Annotated in this window: 15 protein-coding genes; 3 read left to right on the plus strand and 12 right to left on the minus strand. The window is 66.0% G+C overall.

Annotation, left to right across the window (positions count from 1 at the left end):
• Nucleotides 1–19: 19 nt before the first annotated feature.
• Both ACFOPH_RS14195 and ACFOPH_RS14200 read right to left on the minus strand, forming a co-directional pair.
• A complete protein-coding gene (locus ACFOPH_RS14195) occupies nucleotides 20–1687 on the minus strand; it encodes a response regulator (RefSeq protein WP_379735931.1) in 1668 nt (555 codons plus the stop codon).
• The gene (locus ACFOPH_RS14200; protein WP_312549220.1) at nucleotides 1677–3122 is read right to left on the minus strand and encodes an ATPase domain-containing protein; all 1446 of its coding nucleotides are present in this window, start codon (nucleotides 3120–3122) and stop codon (nucleotides 1677–1679) included. The genes ACFOPH_RS14195 and ACFOPH_RS14200 overlap by 11 nt, the downstream gene beginning before the upstream one ends.
• 247 nt (nucleotides 3123–3369) lie before the next feature.
• Here ACFOPH_RS14200 and ACFOPH_RS14205 point away from each other — a divergent pair, with 247 nt between their 5' ends.
• Entirely contained in the window at nucleotides 3370–4095 is a 726-nt protein-coding gene (locus ACFOPH_RS14205) for an AAA family ATPase (protein WP_312549221.1), read from the plus strand.
• Nucleotides 4096–4108: 13 nt separating this feature from the next.
• Here ACFOPH_RS14205 and ACFOPH_RS14210 read toward each other — a convergent pair whose 3' ends face one another.
• The 8 genes from ACFOPH_RS14210 to ACFOPH_RS14245 all read right to left on the minus strand — a co-directional run bounded on the left by ACFOPH_RS14210 (nucleotide 4109) and on the right by ACFOPH_RS14245 (nucleotide 14440).
• Nucleotides 4109–4555: a GNAT family N-acetyltransferase gene (locus tag ACFOPH_RS14210; RefSeq protein ID WP_379735934.1), complete on the minus strand. Its 447-nt coding sequence runs from the start codon at nucleotides 4553–4555 to the stop codon at nucleotides 4109–4111.
• 4 nt (nucleotides 4556–4559) lie between these two features.
• Nucleotides 4560–6413, minus strand: a complete 1854-nt coding sequence (locus ACFOPH_RS14215; protein ID WP_379735936.1) for a glucokinase — start codon at nucleotides 6411–6413, stop codon at nucleotides 4560–4562.
• Nucleotides 6414–6525: 112 nt separating this feature from the next.
• Nucleotides 6526–7383 (minus strand): hypothetical protein, encoded by an 858-nt coding sequence (locus ACFOPH_RS14220; RefSeq protein WP_312549225.1) that lies wholly within the window; start codon nucleotides 7381–7383, stop codon nucleotides 6526–6528.
• A gap of 94 nt (nucleotides 7384–7477) precedes the next feature.
• Complete coding sequence (locus ACFOPH_RS14225; protein ID WP_379735938.1) at nucleotides 7478–8113, minus strand: SAM-dependent methyltransferase; 636 nt, start codon at nucleotides 8111–8113, stop codon at nucleotides 7478–7480.
• An 80-nt stretch (nucleotides 8114–8193) separates the two neighbouring features.
• Complete coding sequence (locus ACFOPH_RS14230) at nucleotides 8194–9228, minus strand: alpha/beta fold hydrolase (RefSeq protein ID WP_379735940.1); 1035 nt, start codon at nucleotides 9226–9228, stop codon at nucleotides 8194–8196.
• Between the two features lie 238 nt (nucleotides 9229–9466).
• The gene (locus tag ACFOPH_RS14235) at nucleotides 9467–11140 is read right to left on the minus strand and encodes an alpha-amylase family glycosyl hydrolase (protein WP_312549229.1); all 1674 of its coding nucleotides are present in this window, start codon (nucleotides 11138–11140) and stop codon (nucleotides 9467–9469) included.
• Nucleotides 11141–11168: 28 nt separating this feature from the next.
• Entirely contained in the window at nucleotides 11169–12800 is a 1632-nt protein-coding gene (locus ACFOPH_RS14240; RefSeq protein ID WP_379735943.1) for an alpha-D-glucose phosphate-specific phosphoglucomutase, read from the minus strand.
• Nucleotides 12801–13111: 311 nt separating this feature from the next.
• Nucleotides 13112–14440 (minus strand): MFS transporter, encoded by a 1329-nt coding sequence (locus tag ACFOPH_RS14245; RefSeq protein ID WP_312549231.1) that lies wholly within the window; start codon nucleotides 14438–14440, stop codon nucleotides 13112–13114.
• 276 nt (nucleotides 14441–14716) lie between these two features.
• Between ACFOPH_RS14245 and ACFOPH_RS14250 the strand changes: the two genes are divergently transcribed.
• A complete protein-coding gene (locus tag ACFOPH_RS14250; RefSeq protein ID WP_379735945.1) occupies nucleotides 14717–16015 on the plus strand; it encodes an MFS transporter in 1299 nt (432 codons plus the stop codon).
• Between the two features lie 16 nt (nucleotides 16016–16031).
• Nucleotides 16032–16889, plus strand: coding sequence for an alpha/beta hydrolase (locus tag ACFOPH_RS14255; RefSeq protein ID WP_312549233.1), 858 nt, complete (start codon nucleotides 16032–16034; stop codon nucleotides 16887–16889).
• A gap of 211 nt (nucleotides 16890–17100) precedes the next feature.
• Here the strand turns inward: ACFOPH_RS14255 and ACFOPH_RS14260 are convergent, their stop codons facing one another.
• Together ACFOPH_RS14260 and ACFOPH_RS14265 are read right to left on the minus strand one after the other, a co-directional pair.
• Nucleotides 17101–18939 carry a DEAD/DEAH box helicase gene (locus ACFOPH_RS14260; protein ID WP_312549235.1) on the minus strand — a complete coding sequence of 613 codons (1839 nt, stop codon included), beginning with the start codon at nucleotides 18937–18939 and terminating at the stop codon, nucleotides 17101–17103.
• 170 nt (nucleotides 18940–19109) lie between these two features.
• On the minus strand, nucleotides 19110–21782 hold the full coding sequence (locus ACFOPH_RS14265; protein ID WP_312549237.1) for a TonB-dependent receptor: 2673 nt from the start codon (nucleotides 21780–21782) through the stop codon (nucleotides 19110–19112).
• Nucleotides 21783–22133 lie beyond the last annotated feature (351 nt).

Genomic DNA, 22133 nt, shown 5'->3' on the forward strand with positions numbered 1-22133 from the left:
ACCAGCCGGCCGGCCGCGCTCAGTGCTGGCCGCCGCCCTGCTCCAGGGCGAGCGACATGGCCTGGGCCAGCGCCGGCAGCGTGTAGGGCTTGCGCAGGAACTGGACGTGCAGCGTTTCCAGCCGTCCGGGATCGACCAGGTAGCCGCTGGTCAGCACCACCGGCAGGCCGGGGTGGTGGCTGGCGAGCCAGTTGACCAGGCCGATCCCGTCCATACTGCCCGGCATCATCACATCCGACAGCACCAGGTCGATCGCGCTGTAGTCGGCCTCGAGCGCCGCGTCGGCGCTGTCGACCACCGTGATCTCGGCGTCGAGCACGGACAGCAGCGACGACATGGTCTCGGCCACTACCGGGTCGTCCTCGACGCACAGGATGCGTGCGCCGGCCAGCGCGTGCGCCGGCACCTCCGGCGCGGCCGCCTGCGGCGCCTCCGCCGCTTCGGCGCTGCGCGGCAGCAGGATGCCGACCGTGGTGCCGACCTGCTCGCGGCGGATGAACGCGATGCCATGACTCTGGCTGGCGAAGCCATAAACCTGCGATAGTCCGAGGCCGGTGCCCTTGCCGACCGACTTGGTCGTGAAGAAGGGCTCGAATGCCTGGCGCGCGGTCTGCTCGGACATGCCCTCGCCGTCGTCGGTCAGGGTGATCAGAACATACTCGCCGGCCAGGTTCGCCGCTTCCGGCAGGCCGGGGTCGGGCAAGACCGTGTTGGCGGCGGCCAGCACCAGGCTGCCGCCATCGGGCATCGCATCGCGCGCGTTGCTGGCCACGTTCAGCAGCGCGGCGTCGAGCTGCGCCGGGTCGACCGAGACCGCCCACAGGTCGGGCGCCATGCGCAGGCTGAAGCGCACCCCTGGACCGATCGCGCCGGTCAGCATCTCGGCGGACGCATGCAGGTACATGGGCAGGTCGAGGACGACGTTGTTCAGGGGCTGGCGCCGCGCATACGCCAGCAGCTGCTGGGTCAGCGATGCGCCGTGGCTGGCCGCGCGGCGGATGCTGTCCAGCGCGCGCACCAGGCGCTCGTTGGCGTCCTTTGCCAGCAGCATGCGCAGCAGCGTTTCCGAACCCGAGATCACCTGCAGGATATTGTTGAAGTCATGGGCGACGCCGCCCGTCAGGCGCCCGAGCGACTCCAGGCGGCGCGCCTCGGCCAGTGCCGTCTCGACCCGGCGCCGCTCGCCGATCTCGCGCTCCAGCGAGGCGGTGCGTTCTGCCACCGCGAGCTCGAGCGCGCCGGCATGCCGTTCCAGGGCCCGCCACTGGTCGCGCACGGCGAACTGGAGCCGGCGTGCACGCAGGGCCGAGCGGATCGACATCAGCAGCACCTCGCGCGAGGTCGGACGTTCGACCAGCGTGACGTTGCCGATCCGCGCCAGGCGCGCGAAACGGTTGCTGTCGACCCTGGCCAGGTCCGGGCCCGCCAGCGTCAGCAGCGGCAGGTCGGACCATGCCGGCTGGCGCCGCAGGCTGGCGTCCAGGCCGTCCAGCGAACACCGGTCCAGCCCTTCCTCGGTGACGATGGCGCACCAGGCCTGCTCGTCCAGGCAGGCGTAGAAAGCGGCAGCATCGGCGCACGCGCGCATCGCGACGCCCTCGTCCTCCAGCATGCGGCCCAGCGCGGCGGCGTCGCCTTCGACCGGCGCGAAGACGACGACGCGGGCCGTTCCGGCCTCAGGTTTCAAGGTTCGCCACTCCCACCTCGTCCACCGGCACGCCGATGCGCGCGCCGATCTCGATGCCGGCATCGGTCAGGCGCAGTTCGCGCACGTCGTGCTCGTGCCGGCCATCGCGCCGCTTCAGGACGCAGATCGCCTTGTGGACCACGTTGTCGTGCTCGTAGTAGCGCAAGGAGATGATGTTGTCGGTGATGATGCTCAGCGCATCCGGCTCCTTCGAGGTATCGAGGCGGGCCGAATGGGCGCCGATGATGATCGAGGTCACGTTCATGTTGCTCAGATACGAGAACAGCTCGTTCATCTGCAGCAGCAGCGACTTCTCTTCGCGGATCACGTCGAGGTAGGAGTTGATGCAGTCGATGATGATGAGGCGCGCGCTACGGTCCTCGACAATGCGCCTGACGTTCCAGATGAATTCCCCGGGCGAGATGCGCGAGGGATTGACGCGGCGCAGGTGAAAGCGGCGCCGCTCATCGGAGTCGGCGTCCTGGTGCATGTGCGCGACCATGCGCGAACGCAGCGTGCTCTCGGATTCGTCGAAGCTGAAGTAACCGACGTGGCAGCCGCTTTGCACCGCGGACAAGGCGTATTGCAGGGCCACCGTGGATTTGCCGACGCCCGAAGGGCCGACGATCATCGTCGAGCTGCCGGCGGTGAGCGCACCGCCGACCAGGCGGTCGAGATTGGCGACATTGCTGGCGATGTCGAGGGTCTCGTCGTCGCGCTGGTGCTCCTGCGCGATCAGGCTGGGAAACACCAGGATCTCGTTCTTCTGGATCGCGTAGTCGTGCCAGCCGCTCTGGAAGTCGCCGCCGCGCAGCTTGACGACACGCATGCGCCGGCGCGCCGCCCCGAAGCTGCGCTCGAGCTGCTCGAGCGTCACGACGCCGTGCACGGCGCTCTGCAATTCGTATTCGCGGCCGTCGGCCGTGAGGTCGTCAAGCATCAGGACCGTGGCCCCGAGCGCGGACAGCCGCTGGCGCAGGTCGATGATCTGGCGCCGGTAATGCGCGCTGTCGCGCGCCAGCAGGCGCACCTCGACCATCGAATCGATGACGACGTGCACGGCGCCGCTGGCGGCGATGGTGTCGGCGATGCGGCTCACCAGTGCGGACAGCTCGGTATCGGTCGGCAGCAGGATCGTCTGCGCCGACCCCGCATCCGGCGGCAAGGGCATGATTTCCTCGATGTCGATGCCGTCCAGGGACCAGCCGTGGCTGTTCGCGGTGGCCAGCAGCTCGGCGCGGCTTTCGGACAGGGTGACATACAGGCAGCGCTGGCCCAGCGATGCGGCATGGATCAGGTAACGCAGGCCCAGGGTGGTCTTCCCGGTGCCGGGCCGGCCTTCGATCAGGTGGACCCGCTGGCGAATCAGGCCGCCACGCAGGATGGCGTCCAGCTCGGGGATGCCAGTGGGAACACGTTCAATATCGAGATTCATGGCTGCCTTTTGCGTTAGATAAGAAATCGCTGCAGCTGACGATCAGCAGACGTCAGAGCATTTTAGATCATGCAGGCGGCATTTGTTATTCTTGTAATAACAATGGTGTGCAGCAATAAAATGCCTGGCGTTGCGTCCGCGCGGCAAGAAACGGACGCGGCTGCCGTACATCGGGGAATGAACTGCCATTACAATACGACATCATCCGGCACCGGCCGGCACAGCATCCAGGGCTTCGGCACACACGATGAAAACGCGCCCCTACCTCTCCGACATCAGCCTCAAGCCCTCGGCCCAGGCCCATGCCGGCAGGTTTCCGTTCTCCCTGCCGGTGGTGCGCTCGCTGGGCCAGCTCACGCTGCATCCGCAGGTGACCTTCTTTGTCGGCGAGAACGGCTCGGGCAAGTCGACGTTGCTCGAAGCGATCGCAGTGGCGATGGGCTTCAATGCCGAAGGCGGCAGCCGCAACTTCCGCTTCGCCACGCGCGCATCGCATTCGGGCCTGCACGAACACCTGCGCCTGGCGCGCGGCATCGCGCTGCCGCGCGACGGCTACTTCCTGCGCGCCGAGAGCTTTTTCAACGTCAGCACGGAGATCGAGCGGCTCGGCGTGGCCGGTGCGTACGGCGGCAGGCCCCTGCACGAGCAATCGCACGGCGAAGCCTTCCTGACCCTGTTCATGGAGCGATTCAGAGGTAACAGCTTCTACGTGCTCGACGAACCGGAAGCCGCCCTCTCCCCGCAGCGCCAGCTGGCCATGCTCAGCCGCCTGCACGACCTGGTGCAGGACGGCAGCCAGTTCCTGATCGCGACCCATTCGCCGATCCTGATGGCCTACCCGAACGCGACGATCTACGAATGCGGCGCGCAGGGCATCCGCAAGGTGGGGTACGAGGACACCGAGCACTACCGCGTGATGCACGACTTCATCGCCAACCCGCAGCGCATGCTGAAGGTGCTGCTGGCGCCGTGAATATGAACTGCGGCTAACGCAGCCGGATCTCCGCCACCATCTCCTGGTTGCAGTCGATGCCGATCTCGACGAAGCCGAAGCTCTTGTAGAAGGCGCTGGCGCGCGCGTTGTGCGGGTGGTAGCAGATGTTGATGACCTCGACGTCCGGCGCGGCCTTGATCTCTTCGAGCAGGAGTGCCATCGCGCGCCGCCCGATGCCCTGCGACTGCAGCGGGAAGTCGACCATGAAGCGGTAGATGCCGTAGTAGCCGGGCCGGCCATCGTCCTCGCGGTTGTACATCGCGAAGCCGACCGGACGCTCGTCCTGGTAGATCGCGCGCGGCACCAGGCAGGCATAGAACTTCGCCTGCGCGATCGAATACGCGTTGGTGTGCAGCAGATCGCGCTGGTGCGCGGGCAGCTCCATGTCCATCAGCGACTCGAAGTTCTCTTCGGTGACGTCGCGCAGGGTGATCGTCACGGCGTCACACATCCAGGTGCGAAATAAGCAGCTTGCGCTTCTCGATATCCCCATCCTGCTCGGCCTGGGCACCGAGCGAGATCCCGACCGCCATGATGTCGATCAGCAGCAGCTGGAGGATGCGCGAGATCATCGACAGGAAGGTGGTGCTGTCCTCCGTATGATCGACCGCGAGGCAGACATTGGCCTTCTTCGCCAGCGCCGACTTGCTGCTGGTGATGGCGATCACGCTGGCGCCGGCCTGGCGCGCGGCGTCCACCGCTGCCAGCAGCTCGGGCGCCTGGCCCGCCGTCGAGATCGCGACCACGACGTCGTTCGGTTTGAGCAGTTCGGCCGCCAGCTGGAACAGGTGGGCGTCGCCGTGGGCCGTGGTCGGGATGCGAAAGCGGAAGAATTTATGTTGGCCGTCCAGCGCCACCACGCGCGCATTGCCCATCGCGTAGAACTCGACCTTGTTCGCGCGGCGCAGCATCTCGATGGCGCGGTCGATCGCGTGCACGTCGAGCCCGTCGCGGAATTTCAGGATGGCCGAGACCGTGTTGTCGATCACCTTGGCCGACAGATCGTGGGTGCTGTCGCTCATGCGCACCTGGCTGTGGCGCACCGGGATCGAGCCGGTCAGGCTGCCGGCGAACTTCAGCTTGAATTCGGCCAGGCCCTGGAAGCCGAGCGAGCGGCAGAAGCGGATCACGGTCGGCTGGCTCACGTCCGCCAGGCGCGCGATCTCGGCGATCGGCTCGGACAGGACCTTCCTCGGATGCTCCAGCACCAGGGCGGCCACGCGCTGCTCGGCCGGCGACAGTTCGTGCTGCAGGTGCTGGACGCGCTCCATCAAAGTGTTCGCGCCGCTGCGCCCGCGCAGGTGTTCGGACAGGATCGTCGACACGCCGCGCAGCGCCGGGTTCGGCGTCATGATGACGTAGGTCGGGATCGCGGCCAGGTAATCGCTGAAGCGCCCTTTCGCCTCGAAGCGCGCGCGGAACGGCGACGTCGCGAACCACTGCGCGATGCGCGGCACGATGCCGCCGCCGATGAAGATGCCGCCGAAGGCGCCCAGCGTCACCGCCAGGTTGGCCGCCGCGCCGCCGAGCATGCCGGCGAAGCATTCGAGCACTTCCAGGCACAGCGCGTCCTGGTCGTCGAGCGCGCAGGCGACGATCTCGGCCGCAGTACGGGCCGGCGCATCCACGCCGTTGCGCTCGGCCAGCGCGCGGTAGACCAGCTCCATGCCGGGGCCGGACAGGATGCGCTCGTTCGAGACGTGCGGCCACTCGCGCCAGGCGTACTGCAGGATCGCGAACTCGCGCTCGTCGGCCGGGGCGAAGTTCACGTGGCCGCCTTCGCTACCTAAGGTGATGAAGCCGTCCGCGGTCGGGATCACGCCCGATACGCCGAGACCGGTGCCGGCGCCGAGCACGCCCGCCACCGCATGCGGCGCCGGCTTGCCGCCGCCGACCTGCAGCACGTCGCTGGCCTGCAATCCGGGCAGCGCCATCGCCAGCGCGGTGAAATCGTTGACGATCAGGAGGGTCGACCAGCCCATGGTCCTGCGCACCTCGTCGGTGGAGAATTGCCAGTCGCGGTTGGTCATGCGCACCAGGTCGCCGCTGATCGGGTTGGCCATCGCAAAGGCCGCGTGCGCGATGCGCTCGCCGCCGTGCTCGTCGAGATAGGCGTTCAGCAGCGGGACGATGCCGCCGTAGTCGTCGCAGCGCAGGACCGCGGTCTGGCGCAGCACGCCGGGCGCCGTCTCGAGCGCAAAGCGGGCATGGGTGGCGCCGATGTCGGCCAGCAGGCGCGGGCCGTCGGCGTAGGAAGCACGGCTGTTCTTGTGTTCGTTGTCTGGTACGGTGCTCATTTCATGACTGCTGGGATACCTCTGGAGCCATACAGGATAGCATTGTTTGATTGCTACCAGATGGGTATCTGCGGCCGGGCCCCGCATCGCTGCCCGGCGGCGCGCTATCGTGCTAGCCTTCCCTCTTCGGCTCGCAGGAGTAGGAACGTTCCGCTTCCTTGAACACGGTCACGCTGGTCAGCGTACCGGCGCCGTCATATCCGAGCCCGATCGTCTGCTTGTCCGGCATGAGCAGGCTCAGCGACATCGTACGGCCGGCATCGTCGAAGGTGAACATCTCGGTCTGCGCGGCCGTGATGTCGAACTTCGTGCCGCCGATCTTCAGCACGTCGCCGTCGATCTCGACATCGGTGTCGCGGCGCACCAGCAGGTTCGTGTTGTCGAGGCAGCTGACCGTCTGCGTCTTCGCGCCGAGGAGGCCCGAGAACACGGCGCGCAGCGGCCTGGCGCTCAGCTTGTCGATGCCGCCGACCTCGCTGCACATGAGGCCGATGTCGTCGCGATTGATGACGACACTGCCCTTGCCGCCTTCGGCGGACTGCAGCAACAGGTCGCCGCCCTTGCCTTCGTCGACCGAAAACATGAACATCGCGCCGTAGCCGCCGTCCTTCTCGCGCTGGCGCGTCAGCATGACCTTCCTGGCATCGCGAAAATCCAGGTCCAGGCCGTTGGAGGAGGCCTTGCCGTCGGCGCCGACCTTCACGGTCGCATCCATCTTGTGCAGGTCGGGCTTGCGCAGGCAGGCGCCGCTGTAATCGCCGGCCACGAGGGGACCGACCACCTTCCAGTAATCCACGTTCGGCGGCGGCGTCTCCTCGGGCTGGATGTCGGTCTCGACCTGTTCGTCGCCCTCTGCCTGCGCCTGCGCCTGGGTTTCGTCAGCGTCAGCGGATTCGTCCTTGTCCTTGCTGCAGGCAGCCAGCAGGAGGGAAAGCGTGAGGGCGGACAGCAGTGCGGTGCGGCGGATCATGAGTGGCTCCAATGGATGAGAGCCCTCACGCTAGCACAATAGTTATCTTTTTTTCAATGCGACGCGAATAATCGTCCTGCCGGCGGCAGGATCTTCAACGCGGATACACGAATCCGGTCCGGATATCCATCGGCAGCAGCTTGCCGCCCTCGCGCACCATCAGCCGCTGCGGCGGCTCCTCGCCGGCCAGCGCGCGCCAGATGACGGGCAGGCCTTCGCCCTTGCGCAGCAACTCGTCGGTGCGTTCGAACACGTTGTTGCAGCCGGTGGCCTTGATCAGCGCCTGAACGACGGCGACCTTCCACAGGTCGACGCCGGCGGAATTGAACTGGCAGACCAGGTAGCCCGCGGCGCCGCCGTAGCTGTGCACCACCAGGCCCGGTAGGCCATCCTTTTCGCCATCGACCAGCTGCACCAGCGCCTGCGGGTCGGCGTCGTCCAGCGCATCGGCGCGGCGCTCGACGGCGGCCTGCACGCGCCGCTTGACCAGCGCGTGGTCGACCGGTTCGTCCTCGCGCAGGGTCCAGACGCGGGCGGCGATCTGCGATTTGGCGTTGTAGGCGGCGCGCGCCAGGAAGCGGCGCGACGAGGACTGCACGATGGCGGTGGCGCCCGGCTTGTTGCGTTCCTGCTGCTTGCCGTCGACCTTCTCGATGGCGGACAGGTAGATCCAGGGATCGCCGGCAAGGATGCTTTTCTCCTTGCCCTGTTTGATGGTGATGATGAGCATGTGGGGCTTTCGTTTCCAGGGGCGGGATGATACAGCAAGCCGCCCCTGTCCTGCTCCTGCGTTTGCCCGGGAGCGCGCGCTTACTTCTTCGCGGCCAGGCCCTTCAGCAGCGCCTCGTGGAAAGCCTTCGGATCCTGCATCTGCGGCGCGTGGCCCATCTCCGGGAAGGTGACCAGGGTCGCCTTCGGAATCGCCTTGGCCGTCTTCTGCGCCAGTTCCGGATAATTGCCCAGCTTGGGGCGCAAGGCTTCCGGCGCGGCATCCTTGCCGATCGCGGTCGTGTCCTTCAGGCCGATCAGGAGCAGGGTCGGCATCGTCAACAGCGGGAACTCGTAGACCACCGGCTGGGTGTAGATCATGTCGTACAGCAGGGCCGAGTTCCAGGCGACGATCTCCTTGCCCGGACCGCGGTACATCCCGGCCAGCATCTGCACCCAGGGCTCGTATTCCGGCTTCCACTGGTTGACGTAATAGGTCGCCTTCTCGTAGTTGCGGATCCGGTCGGCCGTGGTCTGCAGCTCGCGCTGGTACCACTTGTCGACGCCCAGCGACGGCACGCCCAGCGCTTTCCAGTCTTCCAGGCCGATCGGATTGACCAGCACCAGCTGCTCGGTCTGCTGCGGGAACATCAGGCCGTAGCGCACCGCCAGCATGCCGCCGGTCGAGTGGCCCATGATGGTCGCGCTCTTGACGCCGACCGATTCGAGCAGCGCGCGCGTGTTCTCGGCCAGCTGCTGGAAGGTGTACTGGTAGTGCTGGGGTTTGCTGGACTTGCAGAAGCCGACCTGGTCAGGCACCACCACGCGGTAGCCGGCGCCTGCCAGCGCCTTCATGCTGCCTTCCCAGGTCGCGCCGCAGAAGTTCTTGCCGTGCATGAGAACGATGGTGCGGCCGTTCGCCTTGCCCTGCGGCGCGATGTCCATGTAGGCCATGTGCAGCTTCACGCCCTGGGAGGTGAAGTTGAATTGCTTGACCGGCGCCGGGTAGTCGAAGCCTTCGAGTTCGGGGCCGTAGGCCGGCTCGTTGGTAGACGTGTCGGCGGCGTGGGCGGCGGTCAGCGAGGCCAGGGAAAAGGCGATGGCCGAGGCGATGCGGGAGGTGCGATTGAGCGTCATGGCAGTGGCGGTCGGGTTATCGGAAGCACAAAGTCTAGCCGATATGCCAAAGGCGCGATGCTCCGGACCGTCGGGCGCCGGTGGTGTACCACGGTCGCGGAGCCCGTCGGCGCGCCGCTATCGATATGTCGAATCCGCGTGGGCACCAGTGCCCACCCTACAGGAAGCACCGCGGACCGTATGCTTTACCCCTGGCTGTGGCGGTAGGGTGAGCGCCACTGTCCGCCAGCGGGCCAGGTCAGTTCAAGCCGATCAGCGCCAGCTTGGCCGTGACCGGGAACTGCACCTTGCCCCCTTTGACCACGGCCGTGGTGCCCGTGTACCAGTCGCGCACGGTCTGGCCGTCCATGAACACGCCGGCGACCGGCACGGCGGTCGGCTTGTCCGCCGGCAGGTCCAGAGCCACCACCACGCGGTCGTTCGCATCCTTGGTTTCCCAGGTGCGCTTGAAGGTATAGGGGTAGTGCTGGATCATCTGGTGCACGCCGGCGCCGACGGCCGGGTGGGCCTGGCGGAAGCGGCCCAGTTTCAGCCAGTGTTCGCGCACGTCGCGCACGCGGTTCAGGCCGCGCTGGGCGTTCGAGGCCAGCTCGTCCCAGTTCATGAAGGAGCGCAGCGTGGCGTCGCCCTCAGCGCCCTCGACTTTCAACAGGCGCGCGGTCTCGTCTCCGTAGTAGATCTGGGCGGCGCCCGGCGCCAGCAGCAGCTTGGTGGCGGTCTCGTAGGGACGCTCGCGCATCGGGTCGTAGGGCGCGCCGTCGTCGTGCGAGCTGAGGTAGTTCAGCACCGAGGAATCCTTCATCGGGCCATGCAGCGCCTTCGAATACGCGCTGAACAGCTGCTCGTAGCTGTTGACGGCGTCGGTCTTCATGGCGAAGTTGATCAGGCTGTCGAAGCCCTGCTTCGGATAGTCGACCTTCATGCCGCCCAGGTCGTAGGCGTGGCCGTGCCCGATCGCGTAGCCGTAGACCTCGGCCGTCATGTAGAACGGCGTGTCGCCCAGCTTCTTCGACGGGTTGGCGCGCTTCCAGTCCTCGTAGGCTGCGCTCGCGACCTTTTTCAGGTCCTTCCACACGCCCGGCTCGGTGTGCTTGACGGTGTCGGCGCGGAAGCCGTCGAAGCCGTACTTGCGCACCCAGTCGGCGTGCCATTTCATCAGGTAGTAGCGCGGCGCGCGCGGGTAGCCGGTGCGCTTGAAGAAGTCGTCCAGTTCCTTCACCTCGCGCTCGTAGCGCCCTTCCTTCTTCCACTTCTCGACCAGCATCGGCGGCAGCGCGACGGCCTTGTTGCTGTCGGTGCGGATGTCCGGCAGGTTCTTCACCAGCGTGCAGTCGATGGTGCCGCGCGCGTCCTTGAAGTTGCAGGTCGGGCCGGTCCGCACCCAGTCCGATGGCCAGACCGGGTCCTTGTCCGTCACCGGACCGGTGTGGTTCATGACCACGTCGAGCAGCACGCGGATGCCGTGGGCGTGGGCGGTGTCGACCAGGGTGCGCACGTCTTCCTCGGTGCCGAGGTTGGCGTCGACCGCCGTGAAGTCGCGCGCCCAGTAGCCGTGGAAGCCGTAGCTCCTGCCGGTACCCTCGTCGGTGCTGCCGTGGATCTGCTCGACCGGGGGCGTGATCCAGATCGCGCTCACGCCCAGTTCGTTGAAGTAGCCCTCCTTGATCTTGGCCGTGATGCCCGCCAGATCCCCGCCCATGTAACCGCGCAGCTTGGCCGCGTCCGCCTTCCGGCCGTAGGCCAGGTCGTTGCTCGGGTCGCCGTTGTTGAAGCGGTCCGTCAGCAGGAAGTAGACGGTCGCGTTCTCCCAGACGAAGGGCTTGCTCGGCGCCGCCCAGGGCGCAGCGATCTGGGCTTGTGCCTGCGCGGCAAACGCGAACATCAGGGAAGCGGCAAGTGCGGGTAGTTTCATGCAGGGTTCCTGTGGTGGTGGGTCGAAATCAGGTAATCACGCTCGGTTGCGCGCGGCCGGTACGGGCGCGCAGTTCCGAGACCTTGTCGGCGATCGCGATCAGGCTCGATAAGGCCTGCTGCGTTTCCAGGTCGTGGCGGACCGGGTCGGCCTCGTAGCGTTCAAGGTAGACGCGGATGGTGGCGCCTTCGGTGCCGGTGCCTGACAGGCGGAACACGATGCGCGAACCGTCGGTCATGACGATGCGCACGCCCTGGCGCGAGGCGATGGAATTGTCCACCGGGTCGGTGTAGACGAAGTCGTCGGCCAGCGAGACGCGGTAGTCGCCCAGCGCCTGACCGGCGAGCGTCGGCAGCTTCTCGCGCAGCGCGGCCATCATGCCGTCGGCGGCAGTGGCATCGACGGCTTCGTAATCGTGGCGCGAATAATAGTTGCGCCCGAAGCGGGCCCAGTGCTCGGTCACCAGTTCGCCGACCGACTTGCCGGTGGCGGCGATGATGTTCAGCCAGAACAGCACGGCCCACAGGCCGTCCTTTTCGCGCACGTGATCGGAGCCGGTGCCGTAGCTCTCCTCGCCGCACAGGGTCGCCATGCCGGCGTCCATCAGGTTGCCGAAGTACTTCCAGCCGGTCGGGGTCTCGAAGCAGGACACGCCCAGCGCCTCGGCCACGCGGTCGGCCGCGGTCGACGTCGGCATCGAGCGCGCGATGCCCTTGATGCCGGCGGCATAGCCCGGCGCCAGCTTCGCATTCGCGGCGATGATGGCCAGGCTGTCCGAGGGCGTGACCGCGATGCCGCGCCCGACGATCATGTTGCGGTCGCCGTCGCCGTCCGAGGCCGCGCCGAACTCGGGCGCGTCGGGACCGTTCATCAGGGCGATCAGCTCGGCCGCGTTGACCGGGTTCGGGTCGGGATGGTGGCCGCCGAAGTCTTCCAGCGGTTCGGCGTTGATCACGGTGCCGGCGGGCGCGCCGAGGATGCCCTCGATGATGGCCTTGGCGTAGGGACCGGAGACGGCGCTCATGCCGTCGAAGCGCATCGTGAAGCCGCGTGCGAACAGGGCGCGGATGGCGTCGAAGTCGAACAGGCGCCCCATCAGTTCGGCGTAGTCGGCCACCGGGTCGATGACCTCGACCTGCATGCCTTCCAGCTGGACCGTGCCGATCTGGTCGAGGTTCACGGGCGGCGCATCGCTGATGCGGTAAGAGCGCAAGGCTTGCGTTTGCGCGAAGATCGCCTCGGTGATCTTCTCCGGCGCCGGGCCGCCGTTGGCGATGTTGTACTTGATGCCGAAGTCGCCGTCCGGACCGCCCGGGTTGTGGCTGGCCGACAGCACGATGCCGCCAAAGGCGGCATGCTTGCGGATCACGCAGCTCACGGCCGGCGTCGACAGGATGCCGCCGCGCCCGACCAGGATGCGCGCCACGCCATGGGCGGCGGCCATGTGCAGGATGGTCTGGATCGCGCTGCGGTTGAAGTAGCGCCCGTCGCCGCCCAGCACAAGGGTCTGGCCGGACAAGTCGCCCAGGGTCAGGAAGATGGCTTCGACGAAGTTCTCGAGGTAGCCCGGCTGCTGGAATTCGGTCACCTTCTTGCGCAGGCCCGAGGTGCCGGGACGCTGCCCGGCGAACGGCGTGGTCGCCACGGTGTTGATCGTCATGCTCCGCTCCTGTGTATGCATTCGTTTGTTAGCAAAACATTACGATACGACAGGGGCTGAAATCGTGGCGCAGGGTATTCGGATGCATAGGCTCGCGTGCAGCTATATCTCGTAGGGTGGGCACTCGTGCCCACGAGGTACGGGCGTCGCTGGCATACGTGCCCTCGAATGTTCGCTCGCGCGGCATGCTGCGGCCACGCGCTTCGAATATGTTTCGAGCGATGCTTCGCCGCCGCAGGTGGAAGGATACGTTCGTAACGCGTGGGCACGGGGTGCCCACCCTACGGGAGACATCGCGGCTCCTGGGCGCCTCAAGCCTGGTTCGGCGCCTTGTCCGTCACCGCCAGCGTCAGCAGTGCGGCCAGCAGCATGCTGGCGCCGCCCAGCACCAGGGTCTGCACGGTGTGGCCGTCGAAGAATTCGCGGGTCACGAAACCGAGCAGCAGGCCGCTGACGATCTGCGGGATCACGACGAAGAAGTTGAACAGGCCCATGAAGTAGCCCATGCGCCTGGCCGGCAGCGAACCTGCCAGGATCGCGTACGGCATGGTGAGGATACTGGCCCAGGCGACGCCGACGCCGATCATCGGCAGCATCAGCATGTCCCTGGAATCGATCAGGGCGATGCTCGCCAGGCTCAGGCCGCCGATGGCCAGGCAGGTGAAGTGCACGGTCTTGCGGCTGGTGGCGCGGGCGAACACGGGCAGGATGAAGGCGGCCAGCGCCGACACGCCGCTGTACACCGCGAACATGATGCCGACCTGGTTGCCGGCTTCCTGGAAGGCCGCCGACTGGGCGTCGCGCGTGCCCCAGACCACGTCGGCGATCGCGCTGCCGGTGTAGATCCACATCGCGAACAGCGCGATCCAGGTGAAGAACTGCACGAAGGCCAGCTGCACCATGGTCTTCGGCATCTTGCCGAAACCGCCGACGATCTCGGCCAGCGCCACGCCGATGTTGCGCGCGTGCTTGCGCTCGTGCTGGAAGCTGTCGAGGTCGGGCGGCGGCAGCTCGTCGGCGGTGAACACGGTCCAGCTGACGGCGACCATGAACACCAGCGCGCCGGCATAGAAGGAGTAGCGCACGCTGTCGGGGATCGTGCCGTCGACCGGCACGTTCGACACGCCGAGATGGGTGAAGATGGTCGGCAGCAGCGAGGCGATGACCGCGCCGCAGCCGATGAAGAAGGTCTGCATCGCGTAGCCGGCGGTCTGCTGCGAGGGGTCGAGCTTGTCGCCGACGAAGGCGCGGAAGGGCTCCATCGAGACGTTGATCGCGGCGTCCATCATCCACAGCACGGCCACCGCCATCCACAGCGCAGAGGAATTCGGCATCAGGAACAGCGCGATCGCGGCCAGCAGCGCGCCGATGAAGAAGAACGGGCGGCGCCGGCCCCACTTCGGGTGCCAGGTGTTGTCGCTCATGTAGCCGATCACCGGCTGCACCAGCAGGCCCGTGACCGGCGCGGCGAGCCAGAACAGCGCCAGGTCGTCCGGATTGGCGCCCAGGGTGGAGAAGATGCGGCTGGTGTTGGCGTTCTGCAGCGCGAAGCCGAACTGGATGCCGAAGAAGCCGAAGCTCATGTTCCACAGCTGCCAGAACGACAGGCGTGGCTTGAGCGCGTTGGTATGCATTTCCATCTGTGTCCCCAAGCGGCCCGGCACGAGCCGGACTCTCTGTATGTGGCGAACGCCCCACATGCGCGCATCGGCCGGCTGTTGGGCAGGGTCGGCGGAGGTCGATGGGAGGCGTTCCCGTCCGGAAGGCCAGGAGGACGGGCTGGTTGCAGGGTAATTTGTAGCAAAATAACATGGCGTTTTCCGAGTGTCAATCCGGCATTTGCATAGTAAAATCGCCATGTCTACGGGCTCGACAGTGAGTTTTGTAGTCAAATAACATAACAACACGGAGACACCATGCTCGACATGCAGCGTCGGCTGAGCCCTTCCTTCTACGCATTGACCAGCTTGCCGGCGACGGCGATGGGCTTTGCGCTGTGTATCCAGATTTCCGCCCTGAGCTGGCTGCTGAGTACCAAATACCACCTCGACATCCACGAGATCGGCATCGTCTGGGCCGCCGGGCCGCTGGCCGGCATCCTGGGCCAGGTGATCATCGGCTTCATCAGCGACAAGACCTGGTTCTGGGGTGGGCGGCGCCGGCCCTTCATCCTGATCGGCGGCACCCTGGCCGCCCTGTCGGTGTTCCTGCTGCCGCGCATCGAGGTGGTGGCCGACCTGCTCGGCGTGACCAACCTGCTGGCGGTGGCCGTCATCATCGCCCTGACGCTCGATTTGTCGATCAACATCAGCTTCAACCCGACCCGCTCGCTGATCGCCGACGTCACGCCCGAGGGCCAGGCGCGCACGCGCGGGTATACCTGGATGCAGACGATTTCCGGCTTCTGGGGCGTGATGGCCTACCTGATCGGCGCCTTCATCGACAACTATGCGCTCATTGCGATCGGCGTGATCGTCGTACTGGCCTTCTCGGTGCTGCCGGTGTTCCTGATCGAGGAGCCGCGCGAACTGGCGCCCGAGGCGGCAGCGTCCGCAGCGTCCGTGGCGCCGGCCGCCGCCACCGGCACCGACTGGGGCCAGTTGTGGCGCCTGTGGACGGCGCACGCCTTCAGCTGGTTCGGCGTGCAGGCCATGTTCGTCTATATCATCGCCTTCATCCAGCAGCACGTGGTCGCCGCCGGCGCCACGGCGGAACAGGCGGCGGCGCAGTCGGGCCACGTGATCGCGATCTCGTTCGCGGTGATGAACGTGGTCGGCTTCCTGCTGCCGGCGCTGGTGCTGGCGCCCCTGGGCGCGCGCATCGGACGGGTGCGCACCCAGGCGATCTGCATCGGCATCATGGCCCTCGCCTACTTCGCGATCGCCCTGCTCGCGCGCTCGCCCGCCAGCCTGTATGTACTGATGGCGGTGGTCGGCATCGGCTGGGCGGCCGTGGTCAGCCTGCCCTTCGCGATCATGAGCGAAAAGGTCGACAAGCGCCGCATGGGCTTTTTCATGGGCCTGTTCAACCTGTCGGTGGTGCTGCCGCAGCTGGCGACGACGGGCGTCGGCTACGTGCTGCGGGATGCGGCCGACAAGAGCCTGCTGTTCCTGATCTGCGGCGGCTGCCTCGCGGTGTCGGCCGTGCTGTGGACCTTCGTCAGCGACGCCCGCGCCACGCAGGCGCTCGAGCCGGCGCTCGCCAACTCGCACTAATAGAAGGACATCGCCCATGCACCCGTTCCGCCGCTTCTTCTCGCCGCTGTGCCTGGCCATGCTGCTGGCCGCCCCGGTCTTCGCCACGGCCGCCGACACGGCGCCGCCCAAGGCCTCGACCGCCCTGCCCGGCGTGCACGTCCTGCCCGAACTGCTGGACATGCCGGGCCTGGACCGCAAGCGCCAAGTGCGCCTGTATCTGCCGCCGGGCTATGCCACGTCAAGCAAGCGCTATCCCGTGCTCTACATGCACGACGGCCAGAACCTGTTCGACGAAGCGACCGCCTATGCCGGCGAGTGGAGGGTCGACGAAACGCTGGACGCGCTCGCCAGGGAAGGCAAGCTGGAACTGATCGTGGTCGGCATCGACAACGGCCTGGAAAAGCGCATGACGGAGCTGAACGCCTGGCCGCACACGGAATTCGGCGCGCCCGAGGGACGGGAATACACCGACTTCATCGTCAAGGTGCTCAAGCCCCTCATCGACGGCAAGTACCGCACCCTGCCCGGCCGCGCGCACACGGCCATCATGGGCAGCTCGATGGGCGGCCTGGCCTCGCACTATGCGATCGCCCAGTATCCGCAGGTGTTCAGCAAGGCCGGCGTGTTCTCGCCGGCCTACTGGACGGCGCAGCCCGCGTTCGACTTCATGGCGCGGCACCCGGTGCCGAAGGATGCGCGGCTGTTCATGCTGATGGGAGAAAAGGAAGGCGGGGCGATGGTGCCGGACGTCGAGCGCATGGCGGCCGTGGTGAAGCAAAGCGGGCATCCGGCGGCGAATACGGTACTGAAGATCGTGCCGGGGGCGGAGCACAACGAGGCGTTCTGGAGCGGGGAGCTGCGCGAGGCGCTGTTGTGGATGTTTGCGGATTAACGTAGGGTGGGCACGCTGTGCCCACGCGGAACGCTGCCTGAATGCGGCTTGGCATCAATACGAGACACGGATATGTGATGCCATGTCCAAATGCGTATCGTTAGCCAAACGATGATCGCTACCGTCCCGGAGCGAATCGTCCCCGCAGCGAACTGCCGGACGAACACGTAGCGCGTGGGCACGGCGTGCCCACCCTACGATGCCGCGACGATTACGATTTGCGCGGCTTCTTGAAGCCCGGCTTCTCGGCCATGCGGCGTTCGGCGCCGAAGGATTTCTTCGGTCCGGCGGCCTTCTTCGGCGGCGGTGCTTCCTCGCCGTCGCGCGTGATGTTGAGCTGCTGGCCGGCGACCCACACGGTCTTCAGGTGGTCGACCAGGTCCTTCGGCAGATCGTCCGGCAGGTCGAGCGTGGTGAAGTCGTCGTAGATCTCGATGCGGCCGATGTACTTCGACTCGATGCCGCCTTCGTTGGCAATCGCGCCGACGATGTTGCCCGGCTTGACGCCGTTCGCGTGGCCGACTTCGATGCGGTAGGTCGCCATGCCCGGCTCCGGATCGCGCATCACGCGTTCCTTCTTCATGCCGAACTCACGCTGGCCGCGTGCCGGACGCTCTTCCCAGGTATCGCCGCGCGGTGCGCGTGCAGGACGCTCTTCCCAGCCGCCTTCGCGCGGGGCGCGCGCCGGACGGTCTTCCCAGGCCGGGGCCGGGCGGGCTTCGCGGTCCGGCTTTTCCAGCAGCAGCGGCACGTCGCCGCGGCCGAGTTTCGCCAGCGCGGCGGCGATGTCGACCGCCGGCACGTTCTGCTCGCGCTCGTATTCCTCGATCAGGGAGCGGAACTGCTCCAGGCCGCCCGCGGCCAGGGTCTCGGTGATCTGGTCCTTGAACTTGGCGATGCGCACGTCGTTCACCGCCTTCACGGTCGGCAGCGTCAGCGGCGACACCGGCTGGCGCGTGGCGCGCTCGATGGCTTTCAAGAGGCCGCGCTCGCGCGGGGTGATGAACAGGATCGCCTCGCCGCTGCGCCCTGCCCGGCCGGTGCGGCCGATGCGGTGGGTGTAGCTTTCCGGGTCGGACGGCACGTCGTAGTTGATGACGTGGCTGATGCGGTCCACGTCCAGGCCGCGCGCGGCGACGTCGGTGGCGACCAGGATGTCGATCTTGCCGTTCTTGAGCTGCTCGATGGTGCGCTCGCGCTGCTGCTGGGCCATGTCGCCGTTGATCGCCGTGGCCGCGAAGCCGCGCGCCTGCAGCTTGGTCGCCAGTTCCTCGGTGCCCAGCTTGGTGCGGGCGAAGATGATCATGCCGTCGAACGGCTCGGCCTCGAGGATGCGGGTCAGCGCGTCGAGCTTCTGCATGCCCGCCACCAGCCAGTAGCGCTGGGTGATGTTCTCGGCGGTGCCGGTTTTCGCGGCGACCGTCACTTCCGACGGGTCGCGCAGGTAGGTCTTGGCGATGCGCTTGATCGCCGGCGGCATGGTGGCGGAGAACAGCGCGATCTGGCGTTCGTCCGGAATCTGCTGCAGGATCTGTTCGACGTCGTCGATGAAGCCCATGCGCAGCATTTCGTCGGCCTCGTCCAGCACCAGGGTTCTCAGCTGCGACAGGTCGAGCGAGCCCTTTTCGATGTGGTCGATCACGCGACCCGGCGTGCCGACAATGACCTGCACGCCGCGGCGCAGGGCCGACAACTGCGGACCGTAGCTCTGGCCGCCGTAGATCGGCAGCACATGGAAGTTCTTCATGTGCGCGGCATAGCTCTGGAAGGCTTCGGCGACCTGGATCGCCAGTTCACGCGTGGGCGCCAGCACCAGCGCCTGCGGCGCGCTCTGCTTGGTATCGATGCGCGACAGCACCGGCAGCGCGAAGGCGGCGGTCTTGCCGGTACCGGTCTGCGCCTGTCCCAGCACGTCGCGGCCTTCCATCAGCAGGGGAATGGTGGCGGCCTGGATCGGCGACGGCGTTTCGTAGCCGACGTCCTTCAGCGCCTTGAGGATGGGCGCCGGGATGTTCAGGTCGGAAAACGATGGGATGGGGGTGTCAGACATGGATGAGTTGCTCTTAAATTAATGCGAAAGCGATAGTTTACACCGTCGCCCAGGCAGACGTGGGCCGATTGGCTTGCGTCGCCGAAATTGCAATAGAAAAAAACCCTTGCAGGCATGGTTGCCTGCAAGGGCTGCTACCGATGTCGCCGCCCGGAAGCGGCGTATCAGACTTACAGTTTGTAGTTCAGGCCCAGCAGCATCTGGCGGCCGTATTTCGTGTAGCCACGCGGACGGTCCTTGGTGCCGGCATAGGTCTCGAAGTTGGTGTCGGTCAGGTTGTTGACCTGGAACAGCACCGACAGACCCTTGACTTGCGGGAAGTCGTAGCCCAGCTGCAGGTCGACGACCTTGTCCGCCTTCACGAAGGTCAGTTCGTTGGCGCCGCCGATGCCGCCGATCTCGCCGACGAAGTCGCTGCGATAACGCTGGCTGACGCGGGCCGAGAAACCGTCCTTCTCGTAGTAGCCGGTCACGTTGAAGACACGCTTGGACAGGCCCGGCAGCGGGATGTCCATGCCGCCGAAGCGCTGGTCTTCGATGGTGATCTGGCTGCTGGTGAACGAGGCGTTGGCGGTGATGCCGAAGCCGTCGAGCATCGGGTGGATCATGTCCAGCGGGGTCGACACCGCGAACTCCAGGCCCGACAGGCGGCCGCCTTCGCCGTTGCGCGGCTGGCTCATGGTACCGATGTCGCTGGTCGCACCTTCCAGGCGGTACTCGGAGAAGTCACGCGGCATGGTGATGTTGTAGATGTACGACTTCAGGTCCTTGTAGAAACCTGCGGCCGACACATAACCCTTGTTGCCGAAGTACTTCTCGTACGACAGGTCGATCTGCGATGCGCGCCACGGATCGAGCTGGGCGTTGCCGCCGTTGCCCCATGGGGTGCCGGTGCTTTGCTGGGTCAGGCCGACTTCCAGCGCGGCGTTCAGCTCGTTGAGCTTGGCGCGAGCCAGGGTCTTGCCCAGGCCCAGGCGCACGACCTGCTCGTTCGGCAGGGTCCAGGCCAGGTTCAGGCTCGGCAGGTAGTCGGTGTAGGACTTGCCGTCGGTCAGCGGGACCAGGTCGGCGAACGGCCAGGCGCGCAGCGTGTTCGCGGTCGAGCTCTGGTCGGTCTTGACGACCTGGACGCCGACGTTACCGCGCAGCGGCATCGACATCAGTTCGGTGTCGATGTTCAGCTTGACGTAGCCGGTCTTGACCTTCTCGTCGATGCTCCAGTTCTTGGTCGCGCCCCATGGCACCAGGATCGACGGGGTGTACGGGCCGAAGTTCTGGGCCAGCACGCCGTTGATGTCCCAGCTCAGGGTGTTCGGCAGCGCGTACAGGTTTTGCGAGCCGTTGATCACGTTGGCCGCGAAGCTGCCGTCGCCAATCTTGTTGAAGCCGGTTTCCAGGTGCTCTTTTTCCTTCGAGCGCTTGGAGACGTTGAAGCCGACTTCGACGCTGCTGAACGGACCGTCGGCGAACTTGTATTCGACGCTGGCGCGGGCCGAGTTCAGCTTGTCGGTCAGGTTCGGGGCGTTGACATAGCCTTCGCCGAACTGGCCGCCGATGCGGATGTCGTTCGGGTTATCGTAGGAACCCGACAGGTTCAGCGCGGGAATGGCGCTGCCGCCCATGTAGTCGAAGCCCAGGGTCTGGCGCGCCTGGCGGCCGGCGTTGATCTCGACCAGCTCTTCCTTGTGGTCGGCCTTCGAGTGGCTCAGGTCGATGATGCCGACCCAGTCGCCCGAGGTGAAGCGGTTGTTCCAGCCGATCGCGGTCAGCTTGTCTTCGCGGATCATGCGGTTGTTGCGCACCACCGGGTTGACGTCGTTGGCGAGACCGGCGCGCATCACGCCGTTGACGATGGTCGGGTTGGCGAAGCTGACGGTGCCGTCGTCCTTCATCGGGATTTCCATGCCGCGACGGATCTCTTCCTGGTCGAAGCGCGAGTGGTAGGCGTCGATGGTCGAGGTGAAGTTGCGGTTCGGGCGGTATTCGAGCACGCCCATCAGGCCGTCGCGCACCTGGTCGCCGGTGACGGCCAGGGCCTTGATGCCTTTCGGTACCTTGACGGTCTGGCCGTTGACGGTGGCGTCGACCCAGTCCCAGGTCTCGAAGGTCTCGGAGACGTTCGGCTTGTCCTGGCGCGCGTAGCCGATCGCCACGCCGATGGTGCGGTTGGCGAACTGGTCGACGTAGGAAGCGCTGATGCGGCTGCCGGTGTCCGGCGAACCGGCGCTGACCGAACCCTTGGAATTCTTTTCGCCGCGCACGTTGATGCTGATGGCGCGCTCACGCAGCGACAGCGGCTTGATGGTCTGCATGTCGACCGTGCCCGACAGGCCCTGGCCGACGACGCCGGCGTCCGAGGTCTTGTACACGGTGACGCCGTTGATCAGCTCCGACGGGTACTGGTCGTATTCGACGGTACGGTTGGCGCTGGTGCTGACCTGCTCGCGGCCGTTCAGCAGCGCGGTCGACAGGTCGCCCGAGGTGCCGCGGATGCTGATCTGCTGTGCCTGGCCATTCACGCGCTGCGACGACAGGCCCGGCAGGCGGGCCAGCGACTCGGCGATCGAGATGTCCGGCAGTTTGCCGATGTCTTCGGCGGAAATGGCTTCGACGATGCCGGTGGCATCGCGCTTGACGGTGATGGCGTCCTCGATGGCGCGGCGGATACCGGTGACCTGCACGGTCTGGATCGGCGCTTCGGCAGCCGGCTCGGTGACGGCGGTTTGCGCGTAGGCGTTACCTGCCATGGCGGTCACGAAGATGGCGCAGCCGGTTGCAACCGGGCTCAGCTGGAATACAAGGCCTGCCGTGTTCGCAGCGCGCTTGTTTGCGAAAATTTTCATTTGTCCCCTCAGTCAGAACTACATAATTTCCCGGAAACAGCTTCAGAGCCACGGCACGGGATCCAAACCAACGTCTTTTTTAGACGTTCTGTCAACGATTCTGTACTAAAACTAGATGCACTGTCAACGGGAGTTGCTTGACACTACGGCGAATCGCAGCCTTTCTTCCTATTGTATAGAATGAAAAACGAAGAACGTTGTATTCGGGCTACAGAACACCGTATGCACGGGTGTAGTCGGACTACAAACTGCTTACTTTTCACCAAGTGAGTGCAGGAACGCACCAGCCTGGTGCGTTTTTTATCTGGTTTTTATAGCTGAAAAGGTAACGGAACATGATCCCGGCCGCGG

It is taken from the genome of Massilia haematophila (genome assembly GCF_042647645.1).
Lineage (GTDB): Bacteria > Pseudomonadota > Gammaproteobacteria > Burkholderiales > Burkholderiaceae_D > Telluria > Telluria haematophila.

Excerpts from the sequence above, each read along its gene's own strand:
- ACFOPH_RS14200 (WP_312549220.1), bottom strand. The coding sequence starts at position 3,122 with ATGAATCTCGATATTGAACGTGTTCCCACTGGCATCCCCGAGCTGGAC.
- ACFOPH_RS14205 (WP_312549221.1), top strand. The coding sequence starts at position 3,370 with ATGAAAACGCGCCCCTACCTCTCCGACATCAGCCTCAAGCCCTCGGCC.
- ACFOPH_RS14215 (WP_379735936.1), bottom strand. The coding sequence starts at position 6,413 with ATGAGCACCGTACCAGACAACGAACACAAGAACAGCCGTGCTTCCTAC.
- ACFOPH_RS14220 (WP_312549225.1), bottom strand. The coding sequence starts at position 7,383 with ATGATCCGCCGCACCGCACTGCTGTCCGCCCTCACGCTTTCCCTCCTG.
- ACFOPH_RS14225 (WP_379735938.1), bottom strand. The coding sequence starts at position 8,113 with ATGCTCATCATCACCATCAAACAGGGCAAGGAGAAAAGCATCCTTGCC.
- ACFOPH_RS14230 (WP_379735940.1), bottom strand. The coding sequence starts at position 9,228 with ATGACGCTCAATCGCACCTCCCGCATCGCCTCGGCCATCGCCTTTTCC.
- ACFOPH_RS14235 (WP_312549229.1), bottom strand. The coding sequence starts at position 11,140 with ATGAAACTACCCGCACTTGCCGCTTCCCTGATGTTCGCGTTTGCCGCG.
- ACFOPH_RS14240 (WP_379735943.1), bottom strand. The coding sequence starts at position 12,800 with ATGACGATCAACACCGTGGCGACCACGCCGTTCGCCGGGCAGCGTCCC.
- ACFOPH_RS14245 (WP_312549231.1), bottom strand. The coding sequence starts at position 14,440 with ATGGAAATGCATACCAACGCGCTCAAGCCACGCCTGTCGTTCTGGCAG.
- ACFOPH_RS14250 (WP_379735945.1), top strand. The coding sequence starts at position 14,717 with ATGCTCGACATGCAGCGTCGGCTGAGCCCTTCCTTCTACGCATTGACC.
- ACFOPH_RS14255 (WP_312549233.1), top strand. The coding sequence starts at position 16,032 with ATGCACCCGTTCCGCCGCTTCTTCTCGCCGCTGTGCCTGGCCATGCTG.
- ACFOPH_RS14260 (WP_312549235.1), bottom strand. The coding sequence starts at position 18,939 with ATGTCTGACACCCCCATCCCATCGTTTTCCGACCTGAACATCCCGGCG.
- ACFOPH_RS14265 (WP_312549237.1), bottom strand. The coding sequence starts at position 21,782 with ATGAAAATTTTCGCAAACAAGCGCGCTGCGAACACGGCAGGCCTTGTA.